This is a genomic window from Salmonella sp. NW177 (assembly GCF_051811585.1).
Taxonomy (GTDB): Bacteria; Pseudomonadota; Gammaproteobacteria; order Enterobacterales; family Enterobacteriaceae; genus Salmonella; species Salmonella enterica.
The window spans coordinates 140,231-162,349 of record NZ_JAMMZV010000005.1; the positions used below are offsets into that span (position 1 = coordinate 140,231).

Annotated in this window: 19 protein-coding genes and 1 tRNA gene; 5 read left to right on the forward strand and 15 right to left on the reverse strand. The window is 53.4% G+C overall.

All coding sequences use genetic code 11. From position 1 onward, the window contains the following. Positions 1-45: 45 nt before the first annotated feature. Positions 46-2,046 carry a bifunctional tRNA (5-methylaminomethyl-2-thiouridine)(34)-methyltransferase MnmD/FAD-dependent 5-carboxymethylaminomethyl-2-thiouridine(34) oxidoreductase MnmC gene (mnmC, locus tag NA986_RS15420; protein WP_070794488.1) on the forward strand — a complete coding sequence of 667 codons (2,001 nt, stop codon included), beginning with the start codon at positions 46-48 and terminating at the stop codon, positions 2,044-2,046. 51 nt (positions 2,047-2,097) lie between these two features. On the opposite strand, the gene NA986_RS15425 is transcribed toward mnmC, so the two are convergent. Genes NA986_RS15425 through prmB form a run of 6 tightly spaced genes read right to left on the reverse strand, consistent with a single transcriptional unit; the run spans position 2,098 to position 6,644 of the window. Then, complete coding sequence (locus NA986_RS15425) at positions 2,098-2,373, reverse strand: YfcL family protein (RefSeq protein WP_000559749.1); 276 nt, start codon at positions 2,371-2,373, stop codon at positions 2,098-2,100. Positions 2,374-2,405: 32 nt separating this feature from the next. Beyond that, on the reverse strand, positions 2,406-2,954 hold the full coding sequence (locus NA986_RS15430; RefSeq protein ID WP_001066345.1) for an elongation factor P hydroxylase: 549 nt from the start codon (positions 2,952-2,954) through the stop codon (positions 2,406-2,408). Continuing rightward, positions 2,954-3,763: a sulfite exporter TauE/SafE family protein gene (locus NA986_RS15435; RefSeq protein ID WP_000368599.1), complete on the reverse strand. Its 810-nt coding sequence runs from the start codon at positions 3,761-3,763 to the stop codon at positions 2,954-2,956. Before NA986_RS15435 ends, NA986_RS15430 begins: the two co-directional genes overlap by 1 nt. Continuing rightward, complete coding sequence (mepA, locus tag NA986_RS15440; protein ID WP_000750429.1) at positions 3,763-4,587, reverse strand: penicillin-insensitive murein endopeptidase; 825 nt, start codon at positions 4,585-4,587, stop codon at positions 3,763-3,765. Before mepA ends, NA986_RS15435 begins: the two co-directional genes overlap by 1 nt. Before the next feature lie 3 nt (positions 4,588-4,590). Then, positions 4,591-5,676 (reverse strand): chorismate synthase, encoded by a 1,086-nt coding sequence (aroC, locus tag NA986_RS15445; protein WP_023216673.1) that lies wholly within the window; start codon positions 5,674-5,676, stop codon positions 4,591-4,593. Between the two features lie 35 nt (positions 5,677-5,711). Next, on the reverse strand, positions 5,712-6,644 hold the full coding sequence (gene prmB, locus NA986_RS15450; protein WP_023216674.1) for a 50S ribosomal protein L3 N(5)-glutamine methyltransferase: 933 nt from the start codon (positions 6,642-6,644) through the stop codon (positions 5,712-5,714). Positions 6,645-6,809: 165 nt separating this feature from the next. Between prmB and smrB the strand changes: the two genes are divergently transcribed. Then, positions 6,810-7,361 (forward strand): endonuclease SmrB, encoded by a 552-nt coding sequence (gene smrB, locus NA986_RS15455; RefSeq protein ID WP_000730794.1) that lies wholly within the window; start codon positions 6,810-6,812, stop codon positions 7,359-7,361. Positions 7,362-7,460: 99 nt separating this feature from the next. On the opposite strand, the gene sixA is transcribed toward smrB, so the two are convergent. From sixA to NA986_RS15475, 4 genes are all read right to left on the reverse strand, one after another. Then, positions 7,461-7,946 (reverse strand): phosphohistidine phosphatase SixA, encoded by a 486-nt coding sequence (gene sixA / locus NA986_RS15460; protein ID WP_001195801.1) that lies wholly within the window; start codon positions 7,944-7,946, stop codon positions 7,461-7,463. A gap of 208 nt (positions 7,947-8,154) precedes the next feature. Continuing rightward, positions 8,155-10,302, reverse strand: a complete 2,148-nt coding sequence (fadJ, locus tag NA986_RS15465) for a fatty acid oxidation complex subunit alpha FadJ (RefSeq protein ID WP_000214135.1) — start codon at positions 10,300-10,302, stop codon at positions 8,155-8,157. Beyond that, positions 10,302-11,612, reverse strand: a complete 1,311-nt coding sequence (gene fadI / locus NA986_RS15470) for an acetyl-CoA C-acyltransferase FadI (RefSeq protein WP_001248132.1) — start codon at positions 11,610-11,612, stop codon at positions 10,302-10,304. The genes fadJ and fadI overlap by 1 nt, the downstream gene beginning before the upstream one ends. 177 nt (positions 11,613-11,789) lie before the next feature. Continuing rightward, complete coding sequence (locus tag NA986_RS15475; RefSeq protein ID WP_000030904.1) at positions 11,790-12,074, reverse strand: YfcZ/YiiS family protein; 285 nt, start codon at positions 12,072-12,074, stop codon at positions 11,790-11,792. A gap of 370 nt (positions 12,075-12,444) precedes the next feature. Between NA986_RS15475 and fadL the strand changes: the two genes are divergently transcribed. Next, positions 12,445-13,752, forward strand: a complete 1,308-nt coding sequence (gene fadL, locus NA986_RS15480) for a long-chain fatty acid transporter FadL (RefSeq protein ID WP_001518618.1) — start codon at positions 12,445-12,447, stop codon at positions 13,750-13,752. A 60-nt stretch (positions 13,753-13,812) separates the two neighbouring features. Here the strand turns inward: fadL and mlaA are convergent, their stop codons facing one another. Continuing rightward, complete coding sequence (mlaA, locus tag NA986_RS15485) at positions 13,813-14,568, reverse strand: phospholipid-binding lipoprotein MlaA (RefSeq protein WP_000776787.1); 756 nt, start codon at positions 14,566-14,568, stop codon at positions 13,813-13,815. A gap of 288 nt (positions 14,569-14,856) precedes the next feature. Here mlaA and NA986_RS15490 point away from each other — a divergent pair, with 288 nt between their 5' ends. Further along, a complete protein-coding gene (locus NA986_RS15490) occupies positions 14,857-15,798 on the forward strand; it encodes a formate/nitrite transporter family protein (RefSeq protein WP_000377772.1) in 942 nt (313 codons plus the stop codon). A gap of 75 nt (positions 15,799-15,873) precedes the next feature. Further along, positions 15,874-15,948 (forward strand) — tRNA-Arg (locus NA986_RS15495). 156 nt (positions 15,949-16,104) lie between these two features. Here NA986_RS15495 and pgtE read toward each other — a convergent pair. The 4 genes from pgtE to pgtC form a co-directional block, all read right to left on the reverse strand. Then, on the reverse strand, positions 16,105-17,043 hold the full coding sequence (gene pgtE, locus NA986_RS15500) for an omptin family outer membrane protease PgtE (protein WP_000716011.1): 939 nt from the start codon (positions 17,041-17,043) through the stop codon (positions 16,105-16,107). Between the two features lie 267 nt (positions 17,044-17,310). Then, a complete protein-coding gene (pgtA, locus tag NA986_RS15505) occupies positions 17,311-18,558 on the reverse strand; it encodes a two-component system response regulator PgtA (protein WP_000930843.1) in 1,248 nt (415 codons plus the stop codon). Then, positions 18,548-20,554 carry a two-component system sensor histidine kinase PgtB gene (gene pgtB, locus NA986_RS15510; RefSeq protein ID WP_000678493.1) on the reverse strand — a complete coding sequence of 669 codons (2,007 nt, stop codon included), beginning with the start codon at positions 20,552-20,554 and terminating at the stop codon, positions 18,548-18,550. The genes pgtA and pgtB overlap by 11 nt, the downstream gene beginning before the upstream one ends. Then, positions 20,551-21,744 (reverse strand): phosphoglycerate transport regulator PgtC, encoded by a 1,194-nt coding sequence (gene pgtC / locus NA986_RS15515; protein WP_023216155.1) that lies wholly within the window; start codon positions 21,742-21,744, stop codon positions 20,551-20,553. Before pgtC ends, pgtB begins: the two co-directional genes overlap by 4 nt. Positions 21,745-22,119: the final 375 nt, after the last annotated feature.

A 22,119-nucleotide genomic window follows, 5' to 3' on the forward strand; every position in this document is an offset into this window, starting at 1 on the left:
CACATCGTTAAGATCGCGATACCGCCCGTCAGACGAGTAACTTACGTGAAACAATACGCCATACAACCCGCCACACTCGAATTTAACGCTGAGGGTACACCTGTTTCCCGAGATTTTGATGATGTCTATTTTTCTAATGACAATGGACTCGAAGAGACACGCTACGTTTTTCTTGGCGGCAATCGTCTTGCGGAGCGATTTCCCGTACATTCACATCCATTATTTATAGTCGCGGAAAGCGGTTTTGGCACCGGACTTAACTTCCTGACGCTGTGGCAGGCGTTTGACAGCTTTCGTTCTGCGCACCCACAAGCGACGCTGCAAAGGTTACATTTCATCAGTTTTGAGAAATTCCCGTTAACGCGCGACGATCTGGCGCTGGCGCACCAACACTGGCCGGAGCTCGCGCCCTGGGCAGAGCAGCTGCAGGCGCAATGGCCGCTGCCGCTCCCGGGGTGCCACCGCCTATTGCTGGATCGGGGCCGGGTGACGCTGGATTTGTGGTTTGGCGATATTAATGAACTGACCGACCAACTGGACGCCACGCTGAATCAAACAGTCGACGCCTGGTTCCTCGACGGTTTTGCCCCGGCGAAAAATCCGGATATGTGGACGCCAAACCTGTTTAACGCGATGGCGCGGCTGGCGCGGCCCGGCGCAACGCTGGCGACGTTTACCTCGGCGGGTTTCGTCCGTCGGGGATTACAGGAAGCCGGTTTTACCATGCAAAAACGCAAAGGCTTCGGACGTAAACGCGAGATGCTTTGCGGAGTGATGGAACAACACCTCATGCCGACCCTTTCCGCGCCCTGGTTTTACCGCAGCGGAAGCGAAAAACGTGAAACAGCAATCATTGGCGGCGGCATCGCCAGCGCGCTGTTATCACTGGCGTTACTGCGTCGCGGCTGGCAGGTGACGCTCTATTGCGCAGATGATCAGCCCGCCCAGGGCGCTTCCGGTAATCGACAGGGCGCGCTTTATCCGCTCCTTAGCAAACATGACGCCGCCATTAATCGCTTTTTCCCGACCGCATTCACCTTTGCCCGTCGCCTGTATGATGCCCTGCCCGTCTCTTTTGATCATGACTGGTGCGGCGTGACGCAGCTCGGATGGGATGAGAAAAGCCAGCAGAAAATTGCCCAGATGCTGTCCCTGGCGCTGCCCGCCGGACTGGCCTCGGCGCTCAATGCTGAAGAGGCGGAACAGGCGGTTGGCGTGACGACACGCTGCGGAGGAATTACCTATCCGGAAGGCGGCTGGCTGTGCCCGGAACAATTAACTCGCGCAGTCATCGCACTGGCGACCGAACAGGGTTTACAAACGCGCTTTCGCCATACGCTCACGTCGCTCGTTGCGCAGGAGTCGCGCTGGCAACTGCGCTTTACGTCAGGTGAAACCGTCAGCCATGAGACCGTCGTCCTGGCGAACGGCCATCAGATTAACCGTTTTGATCAGACCCAGCCGCTGCCGGTGTATGCCGTCGGGGGGCAGGTCAGTCATATTCCCACCACCCCCGCTCTCTCGGCGTTGCGTCAGGTGTTATGCTACGACGGCTATCTGACGCCGCAAAATCCGCATAATCAGCAGCACTGTATTGGCGCCAGCTATCACCGGGGGGACGAAAGCACCGTCTGGCGCGAAGAAGATCAGCGTCAGAACCGACAGCGTCTGCTTGACTGTTTTCCGGATGCGAAATGGGCCACAGAGGTTGACGTTAGCGGCAACAGCGCCCGTTGCGGCGTGCGTTGCGCCACCCGCGATCACCTGCCGATGGTGGGCAATGTCCCGGATTACCACGCCACGCTGACGCATTACGCCGATTTAGCCGATAATAAAACGTCGGCGGCGCCTGCGCCTGTGTATCCGGGTTTATTTATGCTCGGCGCGCTGGGATCGCGTGGTTTGTGCTCAGCGCCATTATGCGCAGAAATTCTGGCGGCGCAGATGAGTAACGAGCCGATTCCACTGGATGCCGGTACGCTGGCGGCGTTAAATCCGAATCGGTTATGGGTGAGAAAGTTATTGAAGGGAAAAGCGGTGAAGTAATGGGCCAGTCAATAGCGGAAGGCGGCAAGCGTCGCCTTCCAGCCCACGGCGTTATTGTTTTGCCTTGTCGAACAAATTGTCCCACATCGCTTTGACTAACGCCTGATCGCGCGGCGACAGTTCGCCGGCGCCGATCGCTTTTTCCAGACTTTGGCTAACGTTGGCATAGACCGCCTCAACGGAGTGGTCATCACCGCTCTCCAGCTCGGCAATGGCTAACGTCAGGTGGCCACGCAGGTATCCACTGGCAAAAAGCTCATCGTCGCTGGCGTGCTCTACCATATCGTCAATTAATGCCAGAATGCGTGATTCAAACTCCGCGATCATCTTCTTTCCTCATTGTAAACGTGGCGCTGGCTTTAATTAAGCGCTTCCGGCCACGGGAACTGTTCCGCCTTAAGTTCGGGCGTGTGATAGTAATTCTGTAGCGCTTTGATGAAGCGGGCCGGACGTTCAGGAATGCCCTGCTCCAGATACGCCATTACCTGCGCATGAACCCGGCGCTGAAACGCCACGCGATCCGGCTCAATATCGCCTTCCAGATTGTCGCAACTGACGTTAAAGGGATACCCCGCCGCCACGCAAAACAACCAGTCGAAGGCCTGTGGCTTCACCTCAACGTCTTCGAATTGACTTTGGGTCTGCGCGTCGCGTCCGTCCGGGCAGTACCAGTAACCAAAGTCAACCAGTTCGCGGCGCGCCTTACCGGCGATACACCAGTGAGAAATCTCATGCAGCGCGCTGGCGTAAAACCCATGCGCAAAGACGATACGGTGATACGGTACCTGCGCGTCAGCAGGAAGATAGATCGGTTCGTCGTCGCCTTTAATCAGACGGGTATTAAATTCTTCGGCAAAGCAGCCGTTAAAAATCTCAATTAACTGTTCGTAATGGTGCGTATTGTTCATTAGTTCATCCCCAACCAGTGGAGGATCTCCTGTCCGTGGCTATCATAAAGTAACCTGGCGCTCATTACCGCCGAGACAATAACGATCATCGGTCTGATAAGCTTTTGGCCTTTGCTCAACACCAGACGCGACCCCATTCGCGCCCCTAAAAACTGACCAACCAGCATCACGAAGCCCGTCGCCCAGATCACTTTGCCGCCGATGATAAATAACAGCAGGCCGCCAACGTTGGAGGTAGCGTTAAGCACTTTGGCATGTGCCGTGGATTTCGCCAGGTTATAGCCACATAAGGTGACAAACGCCAGAGCGTAAAACGACCCGGCGGCAGGCCCGAAAAAGCCGTCGTAAAACCCGACGCATCCCCCGGCTATCAGCGCGAACGGTAATCCATACAGGCGGCGCTGGCGATCTTCCTCGCCCAGCTTCGGCATCAATAAAAAATAGAGGCCGATGAAAATCACCAGGATGGGCAAGATCTGGCGCAAAATATCCGCCTGCACGTGCTGCACCAGCAGCGCGCCGCTCATCGAGCCAATGAACGTCATCAGAATATTGAGCTTTTGCTCGGCCAGGTTTACCACTTTACGGCGAATAAAATAGAGCGAAGACGAGAGGGAGCCGCCGCACGCCTGTAATTTATTGGTCGCCAGCGCGTTTGCCGGCGACATCCCGGCGGCCATCAGCGCAGGGATAGTGAGCAGCCCTCCGCCCCCAGCGATAGAATCGATAAATCCTGCCAGTACGGCGACAAAAAACAGCACCACCAGCAGCAGCGGGGAGACCATAAACAGATCATAAAAATTGTCCATCAGAGTACATGCTCATCCAGTAGCGCCTGGCAGGAAGGCGGCAGCGGCGGCGGTGTCTTCTTCTCAGGCTTTGTGGTGCCAGGTTTTGGCGGTTCGAACCAGCTTTGCAGTTCAGCGCCGCATCCATCGCCCGGCGGGGGTAAAGGTTGATCTTCGCACTCCAGGCTGTCGGCAGGGCAGCGTAAACGCACGTGCATATGCGCGCGATGCTGGAACCAGGGGCGTACTTTACGTAGCCAGTCACGATCGCTTCCGGCATCGAGGCAAAGCTGTTGTTTAATAGCCGGATTGACGAAAATACGGGTGACGTCATTGTCTTGTGCCGCCAGTTTGATCAGACTGGCGATATCCGACGACCAGCGCGACGGCACGACATGTTTACCGTCGCGGGACACCAGATCTAACGCCTGCGGGCGCAATAGCTGCGCCTGGCTCCAGCGCGTTTTCGGCAACTGCAAGAAAATATCCACATCAAGCCCGGTCTGATGACTGGCGTGTCCGCCATTAAAGCGGCCTCCGGCAGGCATCCCCATGTCGCCTATCAGGACGGTTCCGAGCCCCCGTTGCTGCGCCTGATGACTCAACCGCTGGATAAACATGACCAGATCCGGGTGGCCGAAATAACGGCGCTGATCGGTGCGCATCACCTGATAATTATCGGACTGTACCGGCAACGTGTCGGCGCCAATGATGCATCCGTTGGCAAAGCTACCGATAGACTGTGCGGCGCCGGGGACAGGATGAGTTATTTTCTGCCACGGCGTCGCCGCCAGGCTGGCGCTACTGACAAACCATGCCAGCAGCGCAATCGCGGTTTTTTTCATTTCTTACCAGCGTGGAATCTCTGTCTTTACATCCGCATTCTGTGCCCGATGGCGCAGCACGTGATCCATCAGCACGATCGCCAGCATGGCTTCTGCGATCGGCACTGCGCGAATCCCCACACACGGATCGTGGCGCCCTTTGGTGATCATCTCGACTTCTTCACCCATCCGGTTGATCGTACGTCCCGGCACGGTAATGCTGGAGGTAGGTTTCAGCGCCATATGCGCCACAATGTGTTGCCCGCTACTGATGCCACCGAGGATGCCGCCAGCGTGGTTGCTCTGAAAACCCTGCGCCGTGATTTCATCTCGATTCTGGCTGCCGCGCAGCGCCACCACGTTAAATCCTTCGCCGATCTCCACGCCTTTCACCGCATTAATGCTCATCAGCGCATGGGCGATGTCCGCATCCAGTCGGTCAAATACCGGTTCGCCAAGCCCTGCCGGCACGCCGCTCGCCATCACCGTCACTTTCGCGCCGATGGAGTCACCCTCTTTTTTCAGCGCGCGCATCAGTTCGTCCAGCGCGTCAAGTTTGTCCGCATCGGGACAAAAGAACGGATTAAGCTCAACCTGACGCCAGTCTTTAATCTCCAGCGGAATGTCGCCCATCTGGGTCAGGCAGCCGCGGATTTCGATGCCGAACTTTTCCGCCAGGTATTTCTTGGCAATCGCCCCTGCCGCTACGCGCATCGCGGTTTCACGCGCGGAAGAACGTCCACCGCCACGGTAATCGCGCAGGCCGTATTTCTGCTCATAGGTGTAATCCGCGTGTCCCGGACGAAAAACATCTTTAATCGCGCTATAGTCCTGCGAGCGCTGATCGGTGTTTTCAATCAGCAGGCCAATGCTGGTGCCGGTCGTCACGCCATCAAACACGCCGGAGAGAATTTTTACCTGGTCCGGTTCGCGGCGCTGGGTAGTATAGCGCGAGGTGCCGGGGCGGCGTCTGTCGAGATCGTGCTGCAGATCGGCCTCCGTTAACGGGATGCCGGGCGGCACGCCATCGACGATACACCCAAGCGCCAGCCCGTGTGATTCGCCGAAAGTGGTTACGCGAAAGAGTTGTCCAATTGTGTTTCCTGCCATCACGGCTCCGTTATCGTTGTTGTCGTTTGCGTGTTTTAATCTTTATAAATATTGAAATGTTCACGGGCCGCGAGCAACTGCGCTTTGGTCAACATAAAGACGCCATCGCCGCCGTTGTCAAACTCCAGCCAGGTGAACGGCACATCCGGATACTGCTCCATCAGATGTACCATGCTGTTTCCGACTTCACAAATCAGAACGCCGTCATCGGACAGATAATCCGGCGCATTTCCCAGGATACGACGGGTCAATTTGAGGCCGTCAGTGCCGGACGCCAGCCCCAGCTCAGGTTCGTGGCGATATTCGTTCGGCAGATCGGACATATCCTCCGCATCGACATAAGGCGGGTTAGTGACAATCAGATCGTACTGAACTTTCGGCAGATCGCGGAACAGATCGGAGCGGATTGGCGTCACGTGATGGATAAGACCGTGTTCTTCAATGTTATGCTCGGCGACAGCCAGCGCATCCGGCGAAATATCGACCGCATCAACCTCTGCGTCCGGGAAAGCATAAGCACAGGCGATGGCGATGCAGCCGCTGCCGGTACACATATCCAGAATATATTTCGGCTGTTGGCTAATAAGGCCGGTGAAGTGGTTATTAATCAGCTCGCCAATCGGCGAACGCGGCACCAGCACGCGCTCATCGACATAAAATTCGTGGCCGCAGAACCAGGCTTTATTGGTCAGGTAGGCGACCGGGATACGCTCGTTAATGCGACGAATCACTCGCTCGACAATGCGGTGTTTTTCGCTGGACGTCAGCCGCGCGGTCCGCATATCTTCCGGAATATCCAGCGGCAGATAAAGAGACGGCAACACCAGTTGTACCGCTTCATCCCACGGGTTATCGGTACCGTGTCCATACCAGATATTCGCCGCGCTAAAGCGGCTTACCGCCCAGCGCAACATGTCCTGAATGGTATGCAGTTCACTTACTGCTTCATCGACGAAAATTTTATCCACGTATTCCTCCAGGGCATGCTCGCATTAAATTCGGCGGCTAGTTTGCCACGAAGGCAGGGATAAATCAGCATTGACGCGGCGGGAGAATACGAAAAATCCGTTTTGACCGTTCGGATATCCTCCTGGTCGGGTAAACTAAGGCAAAAGATCAGACGAGACCCACGAATGAAAAAGAAAACATCGCTCAGCGAGGAGGACCAGGCGCTGTTCCGTCAGCTGATGGTCGGCACCCGAAAGATTAAACAGGATACTATCGTCCATCGGCCACTGCGCAAGAAAATCACGGAAGTCCCTACCCGAAGGTTAATTCAGGAACAGGCGGACGCCAGCCACTATTTTTCTGATGAGTTCCAGCCGCTGCTCAATACGGAAGGGCCGGTAAAGTATGTCCGTGAAGATGTCAGCCATTTCGAGCTAAAAAAAATGCGTCGCGGCGACTATTCGCCGGAACTGTTTCTGGATTTACACGGCTTAACGCAGCTTCAGGCCAAGCAGGAATTGGGAGCGCTAATTGCCGCCTGCCGTCGGGAACATATTTTTTGCGCCTGCGTCATGCATGGACACGGTAAACATATTCTGAAACAGCAAACGCCGTTATGGCTGGCGCAGCATCCGCATGTGATGGCCTTTCATCAAGCACCAAAAGAGTACGGCGGCGACGCCGCGCTGCTGGTGTTGATTGAAGTGGAAGAGTGGCAACCGCCCGAATTACCCTGATGCGGAATTGCCGGATGGCGGCGCAAGCGGCTTATCCAGCCTACGAACAGCCAGCGCTGTCGTAGGCCTGATAAGCGAAGCGCCATCAGGCAGCAAAGATTAAATCGCTTTCGCCATTTTCAGATTGCAGGGACTCATTTGCCAGTTGAATGTCCCCTTGCCGCTTACATCAAGCGTAACGTTGGCAATTGCGGACGTCGTGAACATCGGCGGCGTTTCGCCCGGACAAAGCTCAGATACCAGGTATCCGACCAGAGGTAAGTGAGAGATCACCAGCACCGATCCGATCTCTTCATTGGCCAGCGCCTGGAGGTAGGCGCTGACCAGACCGACATCGCCACAGGGCGTTAGCTCCGGCAGGACATCCACCTGAGCCGGCAGATTCATACAATCGCCGACCACATCTAACGTCTGTTCGGCCCGAAGAAACGGACTCACCAGAACACGTTCGATATCCACTTTTTGACCTTTCAGCCAGTTCGCCATCAGGCGAGACTCGTCACACCCACAAGGGGTCAAGGGACGAACCGAATCACTGGCGGCATCGAGGGCTGCGTCGCCGTGACGCATGATAAAAACTTGCATATTGCACCGCTTTTGTTAACCAGTTTCACCAACACGCTTACCACATGCCCCTATTGGCTGCGGCAAAAATGCGGTGGCCGGCATTGTGCCTTATCCATTCACCGAATGAAACGCTGTTTTTTACCTCAATGGCGTAAGCATAGTCAATCCTTGATTATTATTTCGCCATTAAGGAGGCATTCAGTGCGGATTCATATTCTCTTTGACCTCAATTTCCCTGGTCAGTTTCCCCATTCGTCCAGAAATGCTCCCTGCGCTCCGCCATGCGCACTAATTGTTCACAAGGCGCGTAACGAGGACCGTAAAGTGCGGCCAGGCGCTGTAATGTCGCCACCATTTCACCCGGCCCGAGAGCATCCATATAGCGGAACGGGCCACCGAGGAACGGCGGAAAACCGATACCAAACACGGCGCCAATATCGCCATCGCGCGCGCTGCGAATCACTTTTTCGTCGAAACAGCGCGCCGCTTCGTTAAGCATTAACATGACACAGCGCTCTGCCACCTGCTGCGCAGATAGTCGACTCTGCCCTTGCACGCCAATAAGCTTATAAATAGCAGGGTCAACCTGTTTTTTGCTTTTACGCCCTTTTTCGCCATAAAGATAGAAACCGCGGCCATTTTTTCTACCTTTGCGATCGTCATTCAAAATTGAAGCGACAACATTTGCAGGCGCGCTAAAACGTTCTCCATACGCCGCCTCAAGCACAGGAATAATTTTAGTGCCCGTGTCGATTCCTACCTCATCCAAAAGTTGGATTGGCCCCACCGGAAAACCAAATTTTACCAGGGCGGCGTCAATATGTTCGACACGTTCGCCTTCAGTCAGCATCCGAATCGCCTCATTGATATACGGCGCAAGAATTCGGTTAACATAAAACCCGGCTTTATCGCTGACGACTATCGGGGTTTTACCCTGTTTTTTCGCCAGCTTAACGGTCGTGGCGATGGTCTGCGCGGAAGTAGACGCGTGAGGAATGACCTCAACCAGCGGCATTTTCTCGACCGGGCTAAAAAAGTGCAATCCAATCACCTGTTCCGGTCTGGCCGCATTCGCCGCAATATCGCCAATCGGCAGGGAAGAAGTATTGGAGGCAAAAATGGTGTGAGCAGCGCAATTTTGTTCCACTTCCGCCACCATCTGTTGTTTTAACGGCAGATCTTCAAACACCGCTTCAATGACCAGATCACGATGACTGAAACCACGATAATCTGTCGAACCTGATATCAACGCCAATTGTTTATCGCGTTCGCTGGCTTTGATATGGCGGCGGCGTACTTTTGTTTCAAGCAGATCCCAGCTGTACTTCAGAGCATGATTGATCCCCTGAGTATTTATATCCTTAATTCGTACTGGCAATCCGCCTTTACAGGCCGTAACCCAGGCGATACCGCCACCCATTAACCCGCCGCCTAAGATGCCCACGCTGTTCAGCGGGCCGGGCGGCGCATCGCTACCGGGATCTTTTTTCACCTCGGTACTGGCAAAGAAAATAGCGCGCAGCGCCTGCGATTGAGGCGTCATCGCCAGCTCGCCGAAAGCGCGCGCTTCCGCGTCATAGCCGCTACTGCTGCCCTGCGCCAGTCCCGTTTCAATCACATCAATGATCCGCTCCGTCGCCGGATAATTACCCTGCGTTTTTTGCGCCGTCTTTTTACGCACCAGGCGAAATAACAGCGCGCGCCCCAGCGGCCCCGCCAGGATACGTTCACGGACCGGTAATGTCCGCTGCGCCAGGCGTTCTTTTTTAGCCAGCTCGACAGCCGCTTCCAGTAAAATAGTTTGCGGCACCACATCATCAACCAGCCCGGCTTTAAGCGCCTGTCTGGCGCGAAGCTGTTTACCTGTCAGGATCATATCCAGCGCGGTACTGACCCCCACCAGCCGTGGAAGTCGCTGCGTTCCGCCCGATCCCGGTAAAAGCCCTAACTGTACCTCCGGCAGTCCGAGAACGGTTTTAACGTCGTCGGTACAGATACGTCGATGGCAGGCCAGCGCCATTTCAAGGCCGCCCCCCAGACAGGCGCCATGAATGGCGGCGATAACCGGAACAGGCAACGCCTGGATCTCCGCCATCAGTTGTTGCCCCTGACGCGCCAGCGTTTCCGCTTCCTGCGCGTTTTGGCAGTGACCTATCATGTTGATATCAGCGCCAGCAATAAAGTTATCTGCTTTGGCTGAGATAAAAACAACGCCCTGCAACGCTTTATTTTCCCGGATCTGCTTCAGGATGGCGCGTACCTGCGCGGCAAACTCCGCTTTCAGGGTGTTCACCTTTTCTCCAGGGACATCAATAGCGACAACCGCGACATTATCCAGACGCACGTTAAGCATAAAAGCTGATGTGGTAGTCATTATTCCGCCTCCAGAACCATCGCCGCGCCAAGACCGCCAGCCGCGCAGGCTGTGACCAGGCCAAAACCTCCGCCCCGACGCCGTAACTCATGCAACGTTTGGGTTATCATCCGTGCGCCCGTTGCGGCAAAAGGATGCCCGTAGGCGATTGAGCCGCCGAGCACGTTGAATTTAGCGTCATCCACCTCCCCTGTCGCCTGCGCACGACCAAGCACCTCACGGGCAAATCGTTCGCTGCCCAGCAGTTGTAAGTTCGCCAGAGTCTGAGCGGCAAACGCTTCATGCATGTCAAAAAGCGTCAGATCGGCCATCGTCAACCCGGCCCGCTCCAGCGCCAGCGGCGTTGACCAGGCCGGCCCCAATAGCATGTCCTGCCAGACATCAATAGCGGTAAAGGCGTAGCTGCGCAGATAACCAAGCGGGCGCAGCCCCAGCTCTTTAGCGCGGGATTCGGTCATCAGAATAACGGCGGCAGCGCCGTCGGTCAGCGGTGTACTATTGGCGGCGGTCACAGAGCCATGTTTTCTGTCAAAAGCGGGACGCAGTTTGGCGTAGTCCGCCAGCGTGGAGGTGCCGCGAATGTTGTTGTCTTCTGCAAAGGGGTTTTTATACGGCGGCACATAGGTCGTCATCACTTCTTCCGCCAGTTTGCCCTCCGCCCATGCCTGCGCGGCGCGCTGATGTGAACGATGCGCCAGCGCGTCCTGCTGTTCACGTGTAATACCATACGTTTTCGCCATCTGTTCGGCGGTATCGCCCATGCGCAGACCGGTGGAATACTCAGCAACGGCGGGAGGAACGGGCAGCAGGTCGCGTAAGCGCAGACGAGAAAAAAGCGTCAGCCGTTGGCGGGTCGTCCGGGCTTTATTGACATCAACCAGTACCCGCGCCAGGGCTTTACTCACGCCTATTGGCAGTACCGACGACGAATCTGCGCCGCCAGCGATACCCGCGCGTATCGTGCCGGCCATCAGGCTTTCCGCCACATTCGCTACCGCCTGAAAACTGGTGGCGCAGGCGCGGCTTACGCTATAGGCATCGGTATGAACATTCATCCCCGTACCCAGCACAATTTCGCGCGCAATGTTGGGCGCTTCCGGCATTTGTACTACCTGACCAAAAACCAGTTGCTCAATGGCATCGGCTGGAATTTCACTGCGCGCCAGCAGCTCGCCTACCACCATCTTGCCGAGATCAACAGCGGGAATACCATGAAATGCAGTGGCCTGACGAGCGAAGGGGGTTCGTAACCCACTGACAATAGCAATGCGATCGCCCTGACGGGTGACCAACGGTAAAGCCTGACGCATAGTACTCCCCTGTAAAAAAATAAATTAGTGGTCTGACCTGATCACAGTCTTAACCAATTTTTTACATTTAGCCAAGCAGAGAGAAAAGAAAGTGGGAGCTAAGGCACAGTGAAGGGAAGCGACAAAAAAAGAAAACGCCTCCGCCAGATGATGATGGAGGCGTCGTGAATGAACGGATTAACGCAGGCCGAGCTGGAAGATCAGCGTTTCTGCTTCGCAGGCAAAAACAAAATCAATATCCAGACGAACGCCTTCGGATTCCTCGGTAAAGGTTGGCGTAATTTGGCAAGGTTCAGACTCCACGCTACGCGCTTTTTCGGTTAACGCCGCCAGCGTCTCTTCAGCCTCTGCGCGGGTAGCGAATACGCGGCTGTATGACGCGGTGCAATCGGAGTTGTCCATGATGGTTCCAACGTCCATACAGCAGCAAACCGGGGTTTCATCAGCACTGCATTTACTCATTGTAGATTTCCTCTGTATTTGCACCCAGGGTGCCAGATAAACGATGGGGATATTTTACGCTCCCGGCATTCGCCTCTCCAGTCGTTAATGGTGGGAAACGCGTTAAGTGACCGAAATCACACTTAAAAATGATCTAAAACAAAAATCGCGCGATCGGGTGACCGTTAAGCCCGCCGATTTTGCCAGCCAGATCTCGTTTCTAAGATCACAATTGAAAAAACTTATAAACATACTTGCAACATTCTAGCTGGTCAGACCTATACTCTCGCCACTGGTCTGATTTCTAAGTCGTACCGCAGACCCTACACTTCGCGCTCCTGTTACAGCATGTAACATAGTTTGTATAAAAATAATCAATGAGGTTATGGTCATGAGCCAGAAAACCCTGTTTACAAAGTCTGCTCTCGCAGTCGCAGTGGCAATCATCTCCACCCAGGCCTGGTCTGCAGGCTTTCAGTTAAACGAATTTTCTTCCTCTGGCCTTGGCCGGGCCTATTCGGGTGAAGGCGCAATCGCAGATGATGCGGGTAACGTTAGCCGCAACCCGGCGTTAATTACCATGTTTGACCGCCCGACGTTTTCAGCGGGCGCGGTTTATATTGATCCTGATGTTAATATTAGCGGGACATCGCCATCTCGTCGGACGTTAGATGCGGATAACATCGCGCCGACGGCCTGGGTGCCGAACGTCCATTTTGTCGCCCCGATTAACGACCAGTTTGGCTGGGGGGCTTCTATTACCTCTAACTATGGTCTGGCGACAGAGTTTAACGACACATACGCCGGCGGCTCGGTTGGCGGTACGACCGATCTTGAAACCATGAACCTGAATTTAAGCGGCGCTTATCGCTTAAATGAGGCCTGGAGCTTCGGCCTCGGCTTTGATGCGGTATACGCGCGTGCAAAAATCGAACGTTTTGCGGGCGATTTAGGCCAGTTGGTCGCGGCACAGAATCCGGCGCTGGCGCCGGTCGCGGGTCAGATTCCCAGCGACACCAAGATTGCCCACCTGAACGGTAATCAGTGGGGCTTTGGCTGGAATGCCGGTATCCTTTATGAACTGGATAAAAATAACCGCTACGCGCTGACCTACCGCTCGGAAGTCAAAATTGACTTTAAAGGCAACTACAGTAGCGATCTTCCCATCGCTATAAACCGATTTAACCTGCCTATCCCAACGGCAACCGGCGGCGCGACGCAGTCAGGCTACCTGACGCTGAATCTGCCGGAAATGTGGGAAGTGTCCGGTTATAACCGTGTGGCGCCACAGTGGGCCATCCACTATAGCCTGGCCTATACCAGCTGGAGCCAGTTCCAGGAATTGAAGGCAAAATCGACCGCCGGCGATACGCTCTTTGAGAAGCATGAAGGCTTTAAAGACGCTTATCGCATTGCGTTGGGTACCACCTATTACTACGATGACAACTGGACGTTCCGTACCGGTATCGCCTTCGATGACAGCCCGGTACCAGCGCAAAACCGTTCTATCTCTATTCCGGACCAGGACCGTTTCTGGCTGAGCGCCGGTACGACTTACGCCTTTAATAAAGATGCGTCTGTCGACGTTGGCGTCTCTTATATGCATGGTCAGAGCGTGAAAATTAATGAAGGCCCTTATCAGTTTGAATCTGAAGGGAAAGCCTGGCTGTTCGGTACTAACTTTAACTACGCGTTCTAATCTCTTTCTGAAACGGATCAAAAAGGTGAGCATTGCGCTCACCTTTTTATTTACTGCCGTTTATTCCGAGTCGATCTCTTTGAGTTCGTCCTGAATCGCCTGCGCGTTCGGGTTTTCCTGCGGCTTGAGTTTTCCGCCATTGGCGATAAAGTCATGACGCTGGAAGTACGCCTCGCGCACCATAATATAAGGATCGGAAGACTGGCGCAGCAAACCATCGGAGTCCAGCAACTGCGCGCGGGTTTCTATCCCTTCGATAGTCCATTTTCCTATGGACATTGGCCAGGTCAACCACGAGAGCACCGGATACAAGGTATCCGCCATATCCCCGCCATCTTCACGCAGCGTGAAGCTGCCGTAGAACGGAAGTTGCATATAAGGCCCATACCCCACGCCATAATGGCCCAGCGTACTGCCAAAGCGATGCGGTTCAACGCGCTGCAGCTTAGGATTCGCCATTCCCGCGACGTCAATAAAGCCGCCCATCCCTAATAAGGTATTCAGGAAGAAACGGGTGAAATGCACCATACCCTGATAAGGATCGCCCTGCAGGAAATAGTTCACCATGATCGCCGGTTCTTCGAGGTTGCCGGTGAAATTACTTAAACCGTTACGCGCAGGCTGTGGAACATAATCACGCCAGGCGACCGCGACCGGCCGAACAACATACGGGTCCAGCACATTAAAGTTGAAGTTGTACATGGTGCGGTTAAACCCTTCAAATGGGTCTGAACGCCCCTGCTGTTCTGTACCGGAACTCGCACACCCGACCAGCAGTGTGGTTCCCAGCGCCAGCGCCGACAGGCGAAGCTTCATAGATGTCTCCCTGTGAATTATGGCTATCGCTGATTGCCATCCATGACGGAACGCTACCGTATCCGCCTGTTTAGGTGTGAGCGATTTTAACAGCACGTCAAACGATGTCTATATGCGCGATCTCATTGCTCTGAGCATAGCCTGGTAACGCAACAACGTGACGGCCCTATTCTAACGAAACAGATAAAAACGAGCGTGATCATTTTTATTTTTTCGGAGAATGCCCCGGCCTGGGTAAATGAAAAACCGCTACGCTTTATTAATATGTATTAATCAGCAGAGATCATCATGGATAGCCTTAACGACGATAAAATTAACCGGCACAGCAGTGACCTGGAAGTTGAAAGCGAAGAAAAACAAAGCGGTAAAGAGATTGAAGTGGATGAAGATCGTCTTCCTTCCCGCGCCATGGCGATTCATGAACATATTCGCCAGGATGGTGAAAAAGAGATGGAACGCGATGCGATGGCTTTGCTCTGGTCAGCCATTGCCGCAGGACTTTCTATGGGGGCATCACTCCTGGCGAAAGGAATTTTCCACGTGCAGCTTGAAGGCGTTCCCGGCGGCTTTTTACTGGAAAATCTCGGCTATACCTTTGGTTTTATCATTGTCATCATGGCCCGCCAGCAATTATTTACTGAAAATACCGTTACCGCCGTATTGCCGGTAATGCAAAATCCCACTCTGAGTAACGTTGGCCTGCTGATGCGCTTATGGGGCGTAGTCTTATTGGGTAACCTTATTGGCACCGGGGTTGCGGCGTGGGCATTTGAATATATGCCTATATTTGATGAAGAGACCCGCGACGCCTTTGTCAAAATTGGTATGGAGGTCATGAAAAATAGCCCAACGGAGATGTTTGCCAACGCGATTATCTCTGGCTGGATCATCGCCACAATGGTATGGATGTTTCCTGCAGCAGGCGGGGCAAAGATTGTGGTCATTATTTTGATGACCTGGCTTATCGCGCTGGGCGATACCACCCATATTGTCGTCGGTTCCGTTGAAATTTTGTATTTGGTTTTCAACGGCACGCTGCCCTGGAGCGACTTTCTCTGGCCCTTCGCCCTTCCCACACTTGCCGGAAATATCTGCGGCGGCACCTTTATTTTCGCATTGATGAGCCACGCGCAGATCCGCAACGATATGAGCAATAAACGTAAGGAAGAAGCGAGGCTACGCGGCGAGCGCCTGGAACGGGAGCGGAAAAAAGCGGAAAAACAGCGCTGAGTGGCGACGGTTTAACCAGTCAGGCGGCGCTACACTTACTCCGGCGAATAAAAAACGCTATACTGGCGCCGCGTTGTCCCCTTAGTTAAATGGATATAACGAGCCCCTCCTAAGGGCTAGTTGCAGGTTCGATTCCTGCAGGGGACACCATTGATACCCAGGAAATTCTCTTCTTGCTGCATAGTCTTTCGAGCGGTTTCCCTTTCATGTTGCTTTTATTGTCCCTATGCAATATCACCGGACATGCCATACGTTCAGCAAAAAGTCGTCATCGGCCGGTTATGACCGATGACATCCTGATGTGGTCTAGAAGCGGTACTGCAACCCCGCGGTAACCGTATAGTTATTATTAGCTATACCTGCGGCATCGCCACCAAAATACGCCGTATCACCGCTGGTTTTATCTATGATTTGCGTACCGCCCTTACCTTCTTCATATTTACTGTAAGCGAACTCAGCAAAGATTTTTGCATTACTGGTAATATAATATCCGGCGTCAATAGAAGCGCCATAATATCGTGAATTTTCCGTTTTTTCGCGGAAGGTAAGTTTGCGCATGTAGTGTTCGTCATTATCATGCGCATTTACCCAGTCGCTGTATTTAAACAGTACATTACACTCAAAGTCATTAATACGATAATCACCCGCTAGCCCGATATAGGGCATTTCGAAACGCTGGCTATAACCTATGCCGCGCACGCCATGAGGAAAGTTACCAATATACCGACCATTATCATAAATATAAGACCCGCCTCTTGCCGTCCAGCTAAAACGGGTTTCCTGATAGCCCGCTGTCACGCCCGCCTTGTAGTTATCGCCCTGCAATAACCAACCTTTCACGTTCAAATCGTATTCATTAGCATAGTTGGCGCTGGTGTCCGGATGAATTGAACGATCGGTCCAGCCAGGCTGCTCACTGCTCATCCAGTCATGGTCAACCATATGACCCGATCCCGACGCCAAAGACGTCCAGCCGCGGGCGTCCAGCGTCATGAACGAATAGGGTTCCCATGATAAATCCCCCTGCAACGTGGCGACATTTTTTATTTTCCAGTCCAGTTGACTCAGCTTCCGCCCGGTGTCGGTATCATAAACCAGCTCCCTGGATTTACCATTTAACACCCCCACAGAAAGGGATGTCGTGACGCTATCAGGAGAGACGTCCGGAATAAATAAGGTAGACTCCGCATAAACCGACTCAGAAAATACGGCGATCATCATTACTGCAATAGCATGTTTTTTCATTTCTCTTGTCCTCATATTCAGATGTAATCTGGAGAGGTGATGAAGTTTTCATCTTGTCAAATCGTCGGACAAGAGTACATTTATTACGCCAGAGAACTTGACGCATTTTTACCTTATATTGAAGTTAAGAAATAGAATTTGATGCTCAGGTGAATAATAAGCAATCTATAATCATGATGGAATGATTTACCATTACGGTGATGCGACGTTATCTGGCTAACGACATCGTTGCTGATGTTGTCAGCCAGATTGAAAGTAACTGTAATATCAGAATTTATAATGCTCTTTACTTAGACCATATTTTTTCATGCGCAGATAAAGTTTTTTACGGGGAATTTGCAGGTACTCCGCCACTTCATTAATTCGTCCCTGATGAATATTTAATGCTTCGGTAATAATTTGTCGCTCATACTCTTCAACGCGCCGGTCAAGCGGGGTCGGCTCCTGCAGAAGCAACTGCGGGTTGACCGTTTCCGCCAGCGGCAGCACGCCAACAGCAAAAAGCTCCGCCGCATTAGCCAGTTCGCGCACATTGCTTGGCCAGGCGCGTCGCATTATTCCTTTCAGTAATTCCCCCGCTATTTCCGGCACTGGATGATTGAGCCGCAGGCAGGCTTTTCGAAGATAATGGCGAAATAACGGCTCGATATCATCCGGTCGCTGAGAAAGAGACTGGCAGGCGATTTGGGTCATGGCGAAACAGTAGTAAAGCTCGGCCGCAATCTGGTTAGCTGCCGCCTGCTCCACCAGCGAAGCGCTGCCAACGCCCACCAAACGAAAAGGCCGATGCTCCAGGCTTTGTAAACGCGCCAGATGGTGCTGCTGTTCGCGTGTCAGATATTCGGGATGACTCAACACCAGCGTGCCTCCTTGCGCCTGGTCGATGAATGTCTCCAACTGCCCGGCATTCTCCGGCGTCAGTTCATAGCGTACAAACGGCCCTTTCGCGTTACGCCCCAGTTGATGGAGATAACGGGCGCCAGTCATACGTCCAGTGCCATGCTCACCGTAAAACCATACGGCAATGTCCGTTTCCGCCAGTTGTTGTAACCGTTGTCGAAACTGATTCATCCACTCGCTGCGCCCAATCAGTTCAACCTGTAACGTCTGCTGGCAATATTGCCGCCGTGCAATGACCGACCGGCGCTGGCGTAGCGCGTCTTCAATTAATATCAACAGCTTGCCCGGATCGACGGGTTTTTGCAGAAAATCCCAGGCGCCCTTTTTCACCGCATCAACCGCCATCGGTACATCGCCATGTCCGGTAATCAATAAGATTGGCAGTTGATCGTCATCCTGATGAAACAGCGTCATAAGATCGATACCGGAACACCCCGGCATACACACATCGCTCAAAACGATCCCCTCCCAATCCGCTTTTACCCACTCTTTGGCCTCGAAAGGATGGGTAAAGCCACGCACGCGGTAGCCTGCCTGCTCAAGCATTTGGGTATAGGCGTCAAGTACATCAACGTCATCATCAATCAGCAAAATAGAACATTCATCATTCAACATCATCGACATCCGTTACCGAGAATTGCAGCACCACGCAAGCGTTACGCGTCAGCGTCGACGCCAGACGCAGGTCGCCCTTCATTTGCGCCATCAGCGACACGCTAATCGACAGCCCAATACCCAACCCGACAGCTTTACTGGTGGTAAACGGCTTGAGTAAAGAGGGCAACAGCGCCACAGGCCAGCCAGGGCCGTTATCTGCAATATAAACCTCCAGCGCCTCTCCCTGCGTCTGCCACGTCACCGCGATCGCCGCATCATGCGAACAGGCGTCAAGCGCATTCGCCAGCACATTCACCAGAACCTGCTGAATACGCACTTCATCGCCGCTAACCCATACGGTGTCGGTTGGCAGTGAAAGCGCTCCCTGCCGGGATTGGTGGCGCATGGCTAATAGCTCCCATGCCGCCACGAAGGTTTGGCGCAGATCAACGGGATACAATGGCGTTTCCAGCTCCGCCCGGCGGGTAAACTGCCGCAGCGAACGGATAATGGCGTCAATCCGGTTAATGAGCCCTTCCGCTTTGGTGAGCGTATTTCTCGCCTGTCCGCTCTGACCTTGTTCAATCGCGCGTCCCGCCGTAAATAAATACATTGAAAGCGCATTCAGCGGCTGGTTAATTTCATGCGCCAGCGTGGTCATGGTCTGGCCGACTACCGCCAGTTTCGCCGTCTGAATCAACTCATCCTGCATGGCGCGCAGATCGGCCTCTATCTCTTTGCGCTCGGCGACCTCTTGTTCAAGCTGCCTGCGTTGCATATTGAGCTGGCCCAGCGTATGACGCAGCAAACGGGCTATCCGTCCTAGCTCATCGCGCCCGTAAACCGGGATAGTCGAGTCGGTTCTCCCCAGCCCTATCTGTACCACAGCCTGATTAAGCGCGGTAAAACGCTTTACCAGCCGGGAACGGATAAAATAGTGGTTGAGTCCCCACGCCAGCAGCAACGCCAGGAGCGTCGCCACTAAAATAAGCCCGCCGCTAACGCGGACAATCTGTTCCAGGCGTTGATTGAACGTCTGCATTTGCTGGTGACTACTACCTAACTGCGCCTCAAGCAGCGTGCGAAAGCGCCCTAGCGTAGCCTCTCTGGCGCGGCTGGCGTCCAGTAAGGCCTTTTGCGCCGCAACATAATCGCGCATGGTATCGGGCATCTTATTTTTTACCATCCCGATTTCCAATAGTTCGTCGATGGTTTGCCGCAGCGTGATCGTACTGGGCCAGTCATCCAGTGCACGAATATTCTCATCCGCCGTTTTTTTTAGGTTTTCCAGATAACGAATATGGGTCTCCACCAGCATCCCGTCATTATTGCCGGACTTGAGCTCATTCAATCTGTCGCGCAGGTCGTCAACAATCTGATTTTCAATTCGCGCCAGGGTATATACCTGCTGCTGCTCGTTCTGCACTTCGCGCGAACGTTGCAAGTACTGCGCCGCGTCGCCCTGATTCGCCTCAATTTGATCGAGTAGCGTCCCCTGCTGCCAGGTAAAATCCTGTACCAGCGAATTTAGCTCCGTGGTGAAATCATCATGGAGCCAGTCAATGCGAGCGGAAAGCTCGCTGACTTTCTCCCGCACCAAAAACATGTTGTAGAGGGCGTTGTCCAGCTCCGCCAGCAAGGTCCGGCTATCCTGTAAAATGACGGCCAGTTGCCGGCGTTCAGCAAGCTGAAGCCCCTGACTGAGACGCTCAATCTTATCCAGATGCTGAATAATCTGCGTACGTAACTGCAAACGTACCGTCGTGTTCGGCGCCAGCAAAAATTCATTGAGTTGATCCACGGCCAGATTCAGGTTCCCCTCAATTAAAAAAGCGGAGTGGATGCGAGGAAAATATTCATCAAGCGAATAGCGAACCTGTGAACTTTGCTCATGCCAGGAATAAAGGCTGACCATACTGACAATCAGCGTCAGTAATGCGCCCGTTAAAAATGCACCCCGTAAACTGTTGCTGATACTGAGCTGACGAAGCCGTTGCAATAATCTCCCCTTCATTTCAGCTCTTCCAGTTTGTGAATCGCCAGCCGCTGATTGTTCAGAAACCAGATCTGCCACTCCATCATTTTTTGTTCGGCAAAGCTTTTATTATCAAACTGCGCCAGCCAGGTTTCATCTTCGCTGCTTGCCGCATCCACCGGGACGCTGGTCAATAAGGCTCTGATTTCAGGTAAGGGGCGTTTAAGCCGCGTTTCTGCGCTGTGCAACGCTCGCCATGCATCTTTAAGCTGCGCAAGACGAAAACTGATCGCGGTATCAAACATGCGTTGTACCAGTTGCTGACGCTTCAGGATCAGACGATAGTTCAACGGCGGCTGGGCCATCAAACGCTGTTGTTGCGCGGCGCGAGGATTATCGGCGCTAAGCGGTGCGACGGGATACTTACCGGTATTCGCGTCAGCCAGTATCCTTTGCCCTTTCGGACTTAATAAGTAATGAATAAAAGCACGCGCTTCGTCTGCATGACGGCTGTTTTTCAACACCGCGACGTAAGTGGGCGACACCGCAGAATACGGGAAATAGGTAAAAGTAAGATTAGGATCGTTAAGTAGCAAATTAGCATAGTTATCAATGACCGGCCCGGCAACGCCAAGCCCGCTTTTGATTTTATCCGCTACGCCGAAACTGCGAGAGGAAATCGTGACCAGATTACCCGAGATTGCCAGCAGCGTCGCCCACCCTGCCGTCCAGCCTTTTTGCTGCAACAGCGACTCCACCATCAAATGATTGGTGTCTGAGCGTGACGGACTGCTCATTAATAGAGCGCCCTGGTAACTGGGCTGGCCCATATCCTGCCAGTCGGCAGGCGGCGGAAGATGGCGCGCAGCGAGCGCTGAACGATTGATCAATAGCCCAAATCCGGATACCGCTACCGCCACTGAAGTTGAGCGGATAGAACGCGGCACCAGCTTCTGGCTGGCGGCAGGCGCGCTATCCAATAGCGCCAGCTTTTGGTGCTCCTGAAGGTGTTGCAACAGCATGGGGGATGACGTCAGGATCAGATCGACATTTTCCGCATTCGCCGTATCAAGTAATTGCTCTAAAGAACCGCTGGTACGGTTGAGCGTACGAATCATGACGGAACCCGGCTCCGTCTGCCAGCGCTGGATAATCCAGGCGGTCGCGCTGGGTGAAAAGGTCGTTGCCATCACCAGCTCGCGGCTGTACGCCTGGCAAGAACCGAACATTGCCGCCAGCCATAGCGTAAAAGCGCCCACTCTGGCGAAACGACTACAGCATGAGAAAAGTCGATTTGTGATCCCGTTCATAAATATCGATATCACATAAAGAAAATATTGAGACAAAACTTACCCTTTTATTTCTGTTGGCATCCAGAACAACGTTATTTGAATAATAACGGGTCCGTCGCCCGAAAACATCAATAAAGCGTATCAGATCACTGGCAGCAAATTTGTTAATATCCGCACATGCTAACGATAAAACGGCCATGCCAATAATTAAAGTTTCACCACACCCTTCAGGATGGGTCAAAAATAACCTTTAAATTCACCCAATTGAGTCAATTTTGACACATTTCTTCGACTTGAATTTTATTGTCACTC